Annotated in this window: 10 protein-coding genes and 1 pseudogene; 6 read left to right on the forward strand and 5 right to left on the reverse strand. The window is 60.8% G+C overall.

Annotated features, from left to right (window positions below):
• Nucleotides 1–58 precede the first annotated feature (58 nt).
• On the reverse strand, nt 59–2,899 hold the full coding sequence (locus LN139_RS21170) for an EAL domain-containing protein (protein ID WP_236356629.1): 2,841 nt from the start codon (nt 2,897–2,899) through the stop codon (nt 59–61).
• A gap of 129 nt (nt 2,900–3,028) precedes the next feature.
• Between LN139_RS21170 and uvrD the strand changes: the two genes are divergently transcribed.
• The 3 genes from uvrD (at nt 3,029) to LN139_RS21185 (ending at nt 6,751) form a co-directional block, all read left to right on the forward strand.
• A complete protein-coding gene (uvrD, locus tag LN139_RS21175) occupies nt 3,029–5,215 on the forward strand; it encodes a DNA helicase II (protein ID WP_236356631.1) in 2,187 nt (728 codons plus the stop codon).
• 116 nt (nt 5,216–5,331) lie between these two features.
• The gene (locus LN139_RS21180) at nt 5,332–6,183 is read left to right on the forward strand and encodes a Tim44 domain-containing protein (RefSeq protein ID WP_236356633.1); all 852 of its coding nucleotides are present in this window, start codon (nt 5,332–5,334) and stop codon (nt 6,181–6,183) included.
• A gap of 160 nt (nt 6,184–6,343) precedes the next feature.
• Entirely contained in the window at nt 6,344–6,751 is a 408-nt protein-coding gene (locus LN139_RS21185; RefSeq protein WP_236356635.1) for an SMI1/KNR4 family protein, read from the forward strand.
• A 6-nt stretch (nt 6,752–6,757) separates the two neighbouring features.
• On the opposite strand, the gene LN139_RS21190 is transcribed toward LN139_RS21185, so the two are convergent.
• Entirely contained in the window at nt 6,758–8,530 is a 1,773-nt protein-coding gene (locus tag LN139_RS21190; protein ID WP_236360550.1) for a cation:proton antiporter, read from the reverse strand.
• A gap of 186 nt (nt 8,531–8,716) precedes the next feature.
• On the opposite strand from LN139_RS21190, the gene LN139_RS21195 reads away from it, so the two are divergent.
• A complete protein-coding gene (locus tag LN139_RS21195; RefSeq protein WP_236360552.1) occupies nt 8,717–9,205 on the forward strand; it encodes an acyl-CoA thioesterase in 489 nt (162 codons plus the stop codon).
• Between the two features lie 9 nt (nt 9,206–9,214).
• On the opposite strand, the pseudogene pdxY reads toward LN139_RS21195, so the two are convergent.
• Nucleotides 9,215–10,069 (reverse strand): annotated as a pseudogene (gene pdxY, locus LN139_RS21200) (pyridoxal kinase PdxY); the annotation flags it as partial.
• 120 nt (nt 10,070–10,189) lie between these two features.
• Between pdxY and LN139_RS21205 the strand changes: the two are divergent.
• On the forward strand, nt 10,190–10,582 hold the full coding sequence (locus LN139_RS21205; RefSeq protein ID WP_236356637.1) for a DUF3301 domain-containing protein: 393 nt from the start codon (nt 10,190–10,192) through the stop codon (nt 10,580–10,582).
• On the opposite strand, the gene LN139_RS21210 is transcribed toward LN139_RS21205, so the two are convergent.
• Nucleotides 10,573–11,526 (reverse strand): CobW family GTP-binding protein, encoded by a 954-nt coding sequence (locus tag LN139_RS21210; RefSeq protein ID WP_236356639.1) that lies wholly within the window; start codon nt 11,524–11,526, stop codon nt 10,573–10,575. The two genes, LN139_RS21205 and LN139_RS21210, sit on opposite strands and share 10 nt — an antisense overlap.
• A 24-nt stretch (nt 11,527–11,550) precedes the next feature.
• Between LN139_RS21210 and LN139_RS21215 the strand changes: the two genes are divergently transcribed.
• On the forward strand, nt 11,551–11,907 hold the full coding sequence (locus LN139_RS21215) for an NADH:ubiquinone oxidoreductase (RefSeq protein WP_236356641.1): 357 nt from the start codon (nt 11,551–11,553) through the stop codon (nt 11,905–11,907).
• Here the strand turns inward: LN139_RS21215 and zigA are convergent, their stop codons facing one another.
• On the reverse strand, nt 11,908–13,104 hold the full coding sequence (gene zigA / locus LN139_RS21220; RefSeq protein WP_236356650.1) for a zinc metallochaperone GTPase ZigA: 1,197 nt from the start codon (nt 13,102–13,104) through the stop codon (nt 11,908–11,910). It abuts the gene before it with no gap.
• Nucleotides 13,105–13,140: the final 36 nt, after the last annotated feature.

The raw sequence follows: 13,140 nt of genomic DNA on the forward strand, positions 1-13,140 counted from the left end.
TTTGTAGTTATACTACATGCCTGCTCGCGCGCCCAGCACAACCCACGAGCAGCGCTGGTTACAGGTGCAAACCCAACGCCTGCGCGGGTACGGGCCTTCCGTACAGGTACCCTTGAACCTGGTCACACCCCTGCTGCGCCAGAATGTCGCGCTGTTCGGCGGTTTCGACGCCTTCGGCCACTACCTCCAGTTTCAGCGCGTGGGCAAGGTCGATGATCGCCTGAGTAATCGCAGCATCCTGGCGCGCGTTCCCCAGCTCCATGATGAATGAGCGGTCGATCTTCACGTAGTCCACCGGCAGGCGCTTGAGGTAGCTGAGCGAGGAATAGCCCGTACCAAAATCATCGATACTGACCTTCACGCCCATCGCACGCAGTTGCTCGAACGTAGCCCGAACGGCGTCGATGTTCTCCAACCATTGGCTTTCCGTGAGTTCCAGCTCCAGCAGCTTAGCCGAAACCCCATGCTCGGCCAGTGCCTGGCGCACCAGGCTGACCAGGTTGCCCTGGCGCAATTGCTGGCTCGACAGGTTCACCGCCACCGTCACATCCGTGATGCCCTCACCGGCCCACGTACACAACTGGCGGCAAGCCTGGCGCAACACGAACTCGCCGATGGCCACTACCTGCCCTGTGGTTTCAGCGATGTCGATGAAGGCGCCTGGCAACAGCAGGCCGCGCTCTGGATGGTGCCATCGCACCAAGGCCTCGACGCCGACGATTCGGCTGTCACTGAGCCTGACCTTGGGCTGGTAGTGCACGTCCAGTTGCCCTTCGTTCAGCGCCTTGCGCAACTGGTGCTCCAGTTGCAGGCGCTGGTGGGCGTCAGCCTGCAGGCTTTCGGTGTAGAACTGCAGGTTGTCTCCGCCCAGGCGCTTGGCGGCTTGCATGGCGAGCTCGGCCTGGCTCATCAGCTCGTTGAGGTCGCGGGTGTTGTCAGGAAACAGGCTGATGCCGATCGAAGCGCCCAGGGTAACCTCGCGGCCGTCCAGCAGCAGCGGAGCGCGCAGCTTGGCCAACAGCCGAGTGGTCACGCGGATCAGGCTGGAGAGGTGGCTGTAGGCATCGAACAGCACCACGAACTCGTCGGCCCCCAGGCGGGCGATGGTATTGGCTTCCGGCAGCGCGGCGCTGATGCGCTTGGCCATCTGGCGCAACACTTCGTCGGCCTGGTCGTGGCCGAAGCTGTCATTGAGCAGCTTGAAGCGGTCCAGGTCGATGTGCAGCAACGCCAGGCTGCGGCCACCCTGGCGCAGCCCCTGGATTGCCTCGTACAGGCGCTGGCGAAACAGGCTGCGGTTGCCCAGCCCTGTCAGCTCGTCATGGTTCGTCAGGTAATAGAGGCGTTCCTCGGAAGCACGCCGCGAGGACAGGTCCGACACAAAGGCAATGACCTTGCGCGTTTGCCCCTTGTCGTCCCGCACCACGCTCAATTGCAGCCATTGCGGGTACAGCTCACCGGTAGCCCGCGCCTCCACTACCTCACCTTGCCAACTGCCGCGGGTAGCCATGGCCTGTTCGATCTGGGGCCAATGCCGGCGGGTGTCGTGGCTGCAGGGCCAGTCATGGAAAGGCAGGCCTTTGCAATCCGTGGCGGTATAGCCAGTGATTCGGGTGAACGCCTGGTTCAGGGCCTGCAGGTGGAAATCAGGCCCCAGGATCGCGATGCCTTCGCTGATTGCGCCAAACACGCTGGCTGCCAATTGCTGCTGCTCTTCTTGCTCACGCCTTGCACTGATGTCACGGCGGGTACCGAGCATTCGGATCACCCGGCCATTGGCCTCACGCTCCACCGCACGCCCGCGGTCTTCTATCCACAACCAGCGGCCGTCGCTATGGCGCACCCGGTATTCGACCCGGTAAGCATCGGTGCGGCCTTTCATATGGCTGACCAAAGCGCGGCGCAGCACCGGCAGGTCGTCGGGGTGCATGCGTGGCTTGAGATGTTCCAACACCCGCGCGCTGGTGTCTTCGGCGAGGCCGAACAGGCTCTGAAGATGCGTGTGGTGGACCTCATCGGTGCGCAAGTTCCAATCCCACAGCCCCAACTCGCTCGCCTCCAGCGCCATGGCCAGGCGCGCCTCGCTCTTGCTCAGCGCCTGGTGGGCGCTGTCCAGCGCACGGCTACGTTCTTCTACACGCTGTTCAAGGGTTGCATGAGCCTGATGCAACTGCGCCTGTGCCTGGCTGCGCCGCTCCATTTCGATCGCCAGCTCCTGGTTCAGGCGCGAAATCGCCACCTGCTCCTGCTGGAGAGATTCGATCAGCGCCTGATTCTGGAAACGCCTGAGCAAGCCGCGACGGATCAACCGGTGTACCTGCCAGGCCACCAGGCACAGCGAAACCAGCAGCATCAGCCCCAGCCACCCCCAGCCACGCTCATGCAGGCCACCGAAGGCCAGCAGGTAAACGATGGGCGGGCCCAGGCAGGGCAGCACAAAAGCCAGGAATGCGTTGATGCTCACGGCATAGGCGATGCTTGCCGACAAGGCTGCAGCGCCCAGCAGGCCGAAGATCCAGGCTTGCTGGATGAAATTGTCCTGAGGTGTGAGGGCGATTGCGGCCACACCCAACGTGAGGCCGCTGGCGCAGGCGCCAACGAGGAAGCGGCGCATCCAGCGAGGCGAAGCCTGGTCCGGCGGCAAAGCGGAATCGAAGGCTGCCATGAGGATCACCCGCAGGGCGATCAGGGCCATCAGCCAGATCAGCCAGGCGCTGACCAGCAGATGATTGCCCGGCAGCCAGGACAGCCAGGTACAAAGCATGCCGACCAGCAGCATCAACAATGTGGGCAGCAATGACCCCTGATACAGCAGGCGCGTGCGCTCGGCCGCCAATTGCGCGGTGAAGTCGCCCGGCAGGGCATGCAGAGGCTCCGTGGCACCGGTTGCTTCATTCATAGGCATGTTCTTGTTGTAGGGCCTTTGAGGCCACGCAGCATACACAACAATTGTGTCTACGACAGTGGTTACCCGGCGGCCGGGCGTGCAAGGTTTGCCCCGCGCCGCGCCGCGCCATAGAATGCCCCGATGCATGATGACCTCTCGTTTCTCCTCAACTCTCTCAACGATGCCCAGCGCCAGGCGGTAGCCGCCAGCCTCGGGCGCCAGTTGGTGCTCGCCGGTGCCGGCTCGGGCAAAACCCGCGTGCTGGTGCACCGTATCGCCTGGCTGATGCAGATCGAGGGCGCTTCGCCACATTCGATCCTGTCGGTGACCTTCACCAACAAGGCTGCCAGCGAGATGCGCCAGCGTATCGAGCAGTTGATCGGAGTGAGCCCGGCCGGGATGTGGGTTGGCACCTTCCACGGCCTGGCGCACCGCCTGCTGCGCGCGCATTGGCAAGAGGCGCGGCTGTCGCAGAACTTCCAGATCCTCGACAGTGATGACCAGCAACGGCTGGTCAAGCGAGTGATCCGCGAGTTGGGCCTGGATGACAACAAATGGCCCGCGCGCCAGGCGCAATGGTTCATCAACGGCCAGAAAGACGAAGGCCTGCGCCCGCATAACCTGCAGCCCAACGGCGACCTGTTCGTTACCACGATGCGCTCGATCTACGAAGCCTACGAGCAGGCGTGCGAGCGTGCCGGGGTCATCGACTTCTCCGAACTGTTGCTGCGCGCGCTCGACCTGTGGCGCGACCATCCGACGCTGCTGGAGCACTACCAACGGCGCTTCCGCCATGTGCTGGTCGACGAATTCCAGGACACCAACTCGGTGCAATACGCCTGGCTGCAGTTGCTGGCACGCGGTGGCCAAAGCCTGATGGTGGTGGGCGACGACGACCAGTCGATTTATGGCTGGCGCGGGGCCAAGATCGAGAACATCCAGCAATACAGCACCGACTTCCCCGATGCCGAGCTGATCCGCCTGGAGCAGAACTACCGCTCCACCGGCACCATTCTCAACGCTGCCAACGCGGTGATCGCCAATAACAGCGGCCGGCTGGGCAAGGAGCTGTGGAGCGATGTAGGCGAAGGCGAGCCGATCAGCCTCTATGCCGCCTACAACGAACACGACGAAGCCCGCTATGTTGTCGAGAGCATCGAGAGCGCGCTCAAAACGGGCCTGGCACGTAGCGAAATCGCAATTCTGTACCGCTCGAACGCACAGTCTCGCGTGCTGGAGGAGGCGCTGCTGCGTGAGCGCATTCCCTACCGCATCTACGGTGGGCAGCGCTTCTTCGAGCGTGCTGAGATCAAGAACGCCATGGCGTATCTGCGCCTGCTCGACGGGCGTGGCAACGATGCGGCACTGGAGCGAGTCATCAACCTGCCACCGCGCGGCATCGGCGAAAAAACCATCGAAAATCTTCGCGTGATGGCGCGTCAGGCCGGTGTATCGCTTTGGCAGGCGACGGTGACCGCCGCCGAAGGCAAGGGCCGTGCGGCCAATGCGTTGAAAGGCTTCATCGAGCTGGTCGAGACATTGGCAGCCGCGACTGAAGAGATGCCGCTGCACAAGATGACCCAGACGGTCATTTCGCAATCCGGGCTGATCGAATACCACGAGGCGGAAAAAGGCGAAAAAGGCCAGGCTCGGGTGGAGAACCTGGAAGAACTCGTCAGCGCCGCCCGCGCTTTCGAGAAAGAAGAGCCCGAGGACGACCAGACTCTGCTGGCCGCATTCCTCGGGCATGCTTCGCTGGAAGCGGGCGATACCCAGGCCGATGAGCATGAGGACAGCATCCAGCTGATGACCCTGCACAGCGCCAAGGGGCTGGAGTTTCCGTATGTGTTCCTGGTGGGGCTGGAAGAAGGGCTGTTCCCGCACAAGATGAGCATGGAAGAGCCAGGCCGGCTGGAAGAAGAGCGCCGCCTGGCTTACGTCGGCATTACCCGCGCCATGCAGCACCTGGTGCTGACCTACGCCGAAACACGCAGGCTCTACGGCAGCGAGACGTACAACAAGGCGTCGCGCTTCGTTCGCGAGATTCCACCGCAGGTGTTGCGCGAGGTTCGGCTGTCCGGCAGCGTCAGCCGCCCCTGGAGCGGCTCTTCTTCATCAGCCGCCACAACCAGCAACCTGTTCGCCAATGCGGGCATTCCACAAACCAGTTTCAACCTGGGGCAGCGCGTGCAGCATGCGGTGTTCGGCGAAGGGATCATCATGAACTTCGAAGGCTCCGGGGCACAGGCGCGGGTACAGGTCAATTTTGACGAAGGCAGCAAGTGGTTGATGCTGGGCTACGCCAAATTGGTACCTCTAGAAGGCTGATCCGCCAACCTCGAGCGCCTTTTTCGACAAACATGGAAACAATCTCCCCCTAGTCAGCCCTGATGGCCAGGGGCAACATGGCGCTTGTGATATCCGTTCACTATGGGAATTACTCGATGAAACGTTTTCTCAGCATTGCCATGGCGCTGTGCATAGGCTTGACCATGAGCCTGGATGCCTCCGCAGCCAAGCGCTTCGGCGGCGGCAAGAGCATGGGTGCCGCGCCAACCCACCAAACTCGCCAGGCCACGCCAAATTCGCCTGCCGCCACTACGCCTGCACAGGCTGGCCGCCCGGCCGCCAGCGGCGCTTCGCGCTGGCTCGGCCCGTTGGCTGGCATTGCCGCAGGCGGCCTGTTGGCTTCCATGTTCATGGGTGACGGCTTCGAGGGCTTCCAGTTCTTCGATATGTTGATCCTTGGCCTGATCGCCTTCCTGGTGTTTCGCTTCATCTCTGCCCGCCGCCGCCAGCAGCAGGCGCAGATGGCTACTCCTGCCGGCCCGGTGCCGTTCCAGCGCGAAGCACATGAGCAACCTGCTTCTGGTGGCCTGTTCGGTCGCCAGGGCGCGCCAGCCCACAACCCTGCTGCCAACGCCCCGGCCTGGTTCAACGAGCAGAATTTCCTGGGCGCCGCTCGCGAACATTTCGGTGCACTGCAGCGGCACTGGGACGCGAACGAGATGGACAAGATCGGCGAGTTCGTAACCCCTGAGCTGCTGCAAGCACTCAAGCAAGAGCGTGCCAGCCTCGGTGATGGCTACCAGGCCACTCACATCGAGAACCTGCACGTGCAGCTCGACGGTGTAGACGACCGTGCAGACCGTACCATCGCTACGCTGACCTTCACTGGTGTTTCCAAGGAGTCGCGCTTCGATCAGGGCGAGCCCTTCAGTGAAAGCTGGAACATGGAACGCGCCCAGGGTGAGAACCAGCCCTGGATCATTGCAGGTATTCGCCAGAACAGCTGACGCCGTCCAGCGGCTGAGCGCTTCAACAAAACCCCGGGCATCACGGCCCGGGGTTTTGCTTTGTGCAAATTGCTCTACTATCGGTCAAACACAGCAGTCGGCGCTGGCTTTGGGGCAAGCGCCGCATCAGTCGCTCAGCCGTTTTATGGAAGGACACCCCGTGGAAGACGTCATGGAACAACTTCGTGAAGCCAATGAACCCGTGCCGGTTGCGCTGGAATTGCCAGATGAAGACCTTTTGGTTGAGATTCAGGAGCTGCTTCTGATTCACATCCCCGATGACATGAAGGCGTTCCTGCTCACTGTCAGCGATGTGGTCTACGGTAGCCTGGAGCCGGTGACCGTTACCGATCCTCAGTCACACACCTATCTGCCGGAAGTTGCCGCCAATGCATGGGATGTGGGGATGCCTCGCGAGTACGTGCCGCTCTGCCAGGACGGGGATAATTACTACGCCGTGGAAGAGGATGGCACGGTGTTGCTGTGGGACGGCGATGAAGAAGCCGTCACCGAAGAGAGCTGGGATTCGGTATGGACCTGGGCCCGTGACGTCTGGCTGGAGTCCTGAGGCGTTTCAGTGCTTGTGCTCGCCACGCTCCTCTTGAGCGTGGTTGAGCGTCTCCAGCAGCGCTACCTGCATTCTGGTGTGCAGGCGGATCATCCAGCGCCATAGCAGCGCGGCAACGCCCAATGTCACCCCTACGATCACCAGCAGCATTTCAAGCGTCGGCAACATACTGGCCGAAAGCGTAGCCAGTACCACGAACAGCAATGCCAACGATGCGACCGGAATTACCTCCGCAATGATTCTTCGAACCCTGTAGGTGTGCCTGCCGGCGAAGTCGTCACCCACGCTCATTTCCGCGAGCAGCATCGCCAGCGCCTTGAGCTTGCGGTAAGCGGCGATAAGGAATGGCAACGCCAGCACCAACAGCGCGCCGCATAGCAAGGCCTTCTGCCCAGCCTCATCGCTGATCCAGGCCCCTAACCACTCTCCAAGCCGTGGTTCGAAATACCGGCCTGCCAGGCACAGCGCGATCACCAGCGCCAGGTTCACTCCTACTTGCAGCAATATCTTGCGAACCAGGGCCGCTAATTGCGCACGCTCGCCGCTAGGCTGGATATTACGAAGCCACTCGCCATACAAGCCCAGTACCCGGCTGGCACGTTGCGGTACGGCACGCCCGAGTATGCCGGCCAACGGATCAGCTGCACGGATGAGATAGGGGGTCAGCAATGTCGTGATAGCGGACACTGCCACCGCAACAGGATAGAGAAAGTCGCTTGTTACTTTGAGGCTTATACCCAGCGCGGCGATGATGAACGAGAATTCGCCGATCTGTGAAAGGCCCATCCCCACCCGTAGCGACGTGCGCCCATCGTTGCCAGCGACAAATGCACCGAGGCTGCAGGATATGACCTTGCCGAGCACCACCGCGCAGGTAATGACCGCGATGGGCCAGGCATACTCAAGCAGGATGGCAGGCTGAATCAACAGCCCTATCGCCACAAAGAAAATGGCGCTGAACAGATCACGCACTGGCTCGATCAATCGTTCTATCTTGGGCAGCTGGCGAGACTCGGCCATGATCGCGCCGATCAGGAAGGCGCCCAGCACCATGCTGTATTCCAGCTTCACCACCAGCAGGCAGAACCCGAAGCACAGCCCCAGCACCGTGATCAGCAACATCTCATCGCTCTGGAAACGAGCCACATACGCCAGCACCCGGGGCACCAGCAGGATGCCAACCACCAAAGCGACGATCATGAAGAGAGTGAGCTTGCCTACCGTGGAAAAGACCTCACCAGAACTGACACTGCCGCTGACCGCGATTCCCGAAAGCAACGCGATGATGCCGATGCCCAGGATGTCCTCGACGATCAGCACCCCGAATATCAACTGCGCAAAGCGCTGGTGCTTCATGTTCAGGTCGTTGAGCGCCTTGACGATAATGGTGGTCGAGGAAATCGCCAGGATCGCACCGAGGAACAATGAATCCATCGAACCCCAGCCGAACGCCTGGCCAATTTCATAGCCGATCCACATCATCAGCATGATTTCGAGGAACGCGGCAATGAATGCGGTGGCGCCTACCTTGAAGAGCTTGCGCAGGCTGAACTCCAGGCCCAGGCAGAACATCAGGAAGATCACGCCAAGCTCGGCGAGCGTCTTGATGGTTTCTTCGTCGTGGATGAGGCCGAAGGGCGGGGTGTAAGGCCCTATGAGAAAGCCCGAAACAATGTAGCCCAGCACGACGGGCTGGCGCAGGCGGTGAAACAGTACGGTGACCACGCCTGCTACGAGCATGATCACTGCAAGATCCTGGATGAAGGCCACTGCGTGCATGGTGAAAACTCCTTTCTTCCGCCACGGGCGCGATAGAAGCCAAGATAACACCGGCACACTTTTCCTAGGGTTCGTGCAATATACGGAAACAGATCTATAGCGTACCGAAGCCCGCCCGCAGAGCGGCGCTGGTGCACCCAAGCGGCGCCTCAAGCGCGCCCTTCAGCCCAAACCGTGAGCTTCTCTATGGAACCTGGAAACGCCCAGCTGACAATGACCGTGCTGATGACCCCGGACATGGCCAATTTCTCCGGCAATGTGCATGGCGGCACTCTGCTCAAGTATCTGGATGAAGTCGCATATGCCTGCGCCAGCCGCTACGCCGGCCGTTACGTGGTCACGCTTTCGGTAGATCAGGTGATCTTCCGTGAGCCTATACATGTGGGCGAGCTGGTTACCTTCCTTGCATCGGTGAACTACACCGGCAACACCTCGATGGAAATAGGCATCAAGGTGGTGACCGAGAATATCCAGCAGCGCTCGGTGCGCCACACCAATAGCTGCTTCTTCACCATGGTCGCGGTGGACGAGCAGCGCAAGCCCGCTACGGTGCCAACGCTGCAGCCAGACACCGCCGACGGCAAGCGGCGGTTCGCCCAGGCCCAGCAACGTCGGCTGATCCGCCAGGAACTGGAAAAGCGCTATCAGGACCTTCGCAACGAAGAGACGAACTGAGAGGGAGCGCGCTTCGAAGCGAACCCTGGGGTGCGCGATCCGATCCTGCGAGCGCACCAGCTCGAGCTCGTAGCTGCCGCAAGCCTGGGTTTCGAGCAAGACTTCGTGGACCGCCGCAGCAGCCGCTTCGAAGGCTGCCAGGGGAGAGTCGCCCAACAGCAAGCGTGAAAGGAACAGGCCTGAAGTCAGGTCCCCTACCCCGACTGGCTGCCTTGGGAAGGCCAGCAACGGTCGGCGGAGCAACCAGGTGCCTTGCTGGGTCACCAGCAGCATTTCAAAGTCCTCCGGCTTTCGGCCCGGGTAGTTCAAATGCTTGACCATCACCACCGCCGGGCCTTGAACGAGCAGCGCCCTGGCCATGGTCGCGCAGTCAGCCAGCGACTCAGGCTCGCGCCCCGCGAACGTATTGAGCTCGAGCTGATTGGGGCATAGCAGGTCGGCGCGTGGCACTGCGTTGTCGCGCAGAAAGCGGGTGACTGCCTCCGGAACGATGCAGCCTTTCTCCGGGTGGCCCATCACCGGGTCACAAAGGTAGATGGCCTTGGGGTTGGCAGCCTTGACGCGCTCGACCACCTGCAGAATTGCTTCGCCCTGCTCGGCGCTGCCCAGGTACCCGCTGAGCACCGCATCGCAGTTGCCCAATTCGCCAATTGCAGCGATGCCATCGACCAGCTGAGGAATTTTCGCGCTGTCGAGCACTTCTCCGGTCCAGCGGCCATACTGAGTGTGGTTGGAGAACTGCACGGTATTCAAGGGCCATACGTTGACCCCCGACCGCTGCATCGCGAACACGGCAGCGCTGTTTCCGGCGTGGCCGAAAACCACATGAGATTGAATCGCGAGCAGGTGGGGTGTGCGTGGCATGGTGGTTCCGTAACGACTGATAAAACACTGGTTGATGCCGCTCAGTATGGCGGCAAGCTGGCCTGTACGACAGGCCTGAGACACAGGTAAGCTGACTGCATTCCGCCGGAGCCTGACGCAATGTTGACCCTCGAGAACCTGATGGTGCTGTTGCTGTTCCTTGCAGCCGGCGGCTGGCTCTGGCACAACCATGGCCTTCGCGAAAAGGCGCTTGCAAAAGTGAAAGCCCATTGCGCGCAACTGGAGCTGGAACTGCTGGACGAGAACGTCGCTTTCAAGCGCTTTGCCTTTGTCCGCGATGCCAAAGGCCAGCGCCGCTTCGCTCGGCTCTACAGTTTCGAGTTCACCGTCACTGGCGAGCAACGCCACCCGGGCAATGTCACTCAGTTTGGCCCGCACTCTGTGCAGATCGAACTGGCGCCCTACCCCTTCGAGATCAAGACGCCACAGCCCACTGCAGAGATCATCGAATTGAGCCAGTGGCGGCAAGAGCACAAGAAGCGTCAGCCGTGAGGAGCGATTAGGCAAGCCTCCAGTACAGCGGACAATGCTGCAGCATCCTGAGAATGTTCGAAGATCAGCTCCAGGCGGCTGTCTCGTTGCCAGAGGCTGGGCGCCCACACCAGAGGTTGCCCCTGAATACCGTTGCTTGAAAACCAACCCTTCCTGCTGTGGATAACCATCTTGGCGCGTACCCACGGCCAACGACTCAACGCAGCTGCCAGCCTGTCGCAGTCAAAAAGTTGCTCCGCTGGCCAACATCTCCCGATCGACCAGTGTCGGGCTGACTGATTGATTTGCATGTCAGTGGCAGGGCCGGGCATTTCCAACCCGAAAGGCAGCGCCACAACCGGCTTATCCACAGATGCCCTCATATCCACCGGCAACATTTCCAGCCTTGCAGATTCGAGGATCAAAGACACTGCCAGCCCTGGCGCGAACCCTGCCATCAATTCCACCACCCGGCTTTGTTCAAGCAGGTCCACCTTGCTCAGAAGGATCCGACCAGCCTTAGGGAGGCTGGCTTGTACCTGTTCCGGCAGTAGCTGGCCTTGGGCCAAGGCCAGCGCGTCCAGTACCAGCACCAGCGGTTGCACATTCAGCACACCGGCCCAAGGCGCCTGGCATAACTGTTCAAGCAAGCTGGCAGGATGGCCAAGCCCTGATGCCTCGATGAACAAACGGTTTGGCCTGGCCTTGCGCAATAATCGCCCGAGCCCCACCTGAAAGGGCAGCCCGTTGACGCAGCACACGCACCCGCCCGCCACCTCGGCAATCGAGACTCCCGTGTCGTCGGTTGCCATCAAGGCTGCGTCCAGGCCGATCTGGCCAAACTCATTGACCAGCACTGCCCAGCGCTCACTGGCGGGCTTGTGTGCCAGCAATTGGCGTATCAGGCTGGTCTTGCCGGCTCCTAAGGGCCCAGCGATCAAATGGGTGGTAATCTGGCTGAGCATACAAGGCAGTCAATGAGGGCAGAGATGCGAGTGGTGTGGGTAATCGTGCTGTGGGCCATAGGCCAGGTCGCCTGGGCACAGGCCTGTATCGTGCACAGCACAGCCGATCGATTGGACGTCAAGGTTTGCCAGCAGAACCGTAACATACCCTCGGGGCTGTTCCACGACGGCTTTTGCCAGCCCCACCTGCCAGGCCAGAAGGTCTCCGTGAGCTTTGCGGATCAATGCCCCACGGGTGCCTTCGGTGTTTGCAGCGAAGCGTATGTGGATAACATGCCCTATCAGCAAGACATCTATTATTACGGCATAGCGTCAGATGCACGCTTCCTCAAACCCTTTTGTGAACAAAAGAGCAAAGGGTTGTGGATAACACCGAAATGATCAGTACCAACTGCCAAATGGGTCCTCTGTCCTCGCCCATGTGGCCGGGTCCGTAGCCCATTCATCGTCGGTGAGCAGGCATTTGTCCAAAGCAGCGGTCAGGCTGTCAATGTTCAAATCCTGGCCGATGAATACCAGCTCTTGGCGGCAGTCGCCGGTGCCGGCTCGCCACACTCGATCAATCGCTGCCCTCTCGTCTTTATCCACAGGCCATTGCGCTTTCGGGACGTACCTCCACCATTTGCCCGCACCGCCGAACCGCCCTATTCCACCGGCCTGGGACCAACTGCCGGCTTCTTCAAGACGAGTCGCGAGCCAGAAGTAGCCTTTTGAGCGCAGCAAACTGCCCTGCTCGAAAGGGCTGTTGATAAATTCGAAAAAGCGCTGTGGATGAAATGGGCGACGCGCATTGTAGGTCAAGGCGCGGATGCCATACTCATCCGACTCACTCACCTCCTCACCACGCATCACTGCCAGCCATCCCGGCGCCTGCTCGGCCTGTTGGAAGTCGAACAGGCCCGTACCGAGGATGCTCATCGGTTCGATCTCACCGTTGCTTACGGTCTCCAGGCGCGCCCGTGGGTTCAGGCTGGCGAGCACTGCCTTTAACGAAAGCAGCGCACTTTCACTCACCAGGTCAGCCTTGTTCATGATGATCACATCAGCGAACTCGACCTGCTCGATGAGCAGGTCCGTAACAGTGCGCTCGTCATCCTCACCCAGGTGCTGTTCACCATCGATGAGCGCCTCGGCGGCGGTGTAGCGCGCCATGAAAGTACGCGCATCGACCACAGTCACCATGGTATCGAGCCGGGCACGATCAGCCAGGCTGCGGCCCTCGTCGTCTGCGAAAGTGAAAGTTTCTGCGACGGGCATGGGTTCGGAGATGCCGGTAGATTCGATGATCAAATAATCGAAGCAGCCTGCATCCGCCAACCTTCCGACCTCTACCAAGAGGTCTTCGCGAAGCGTGCAACAGATACAACCGTTGCTCATCTCGACGAGCTTTTCTTCAGTTCGGTTGAGGCTTACGCCTTGCCGAACCTGCTGAGCGTCGATGTTGATATCGCTCATATCGTTCACGATCACCGCTACGCGCAGGCCATCGCGATTGCGCAGCACATGATTGAGCACGGTGGTTTTACCGGCGCCGAGAAAGCCCGACAACACGGTGACAGGAAGGCGGTTGTCAGGCATGGCAGCCCCTCGCTCATTAAAATCATGGGAGCGAGG

The organism is Pseudomonas sp. KNUC1026, from assembly GCF_021650705.1.
Classification (GTDB): Bacteria; Pseudomonadota; Gammaproteobacteria; order Pseudomonadales; family Pseudomonadaceae; genus Aquipseudomonas.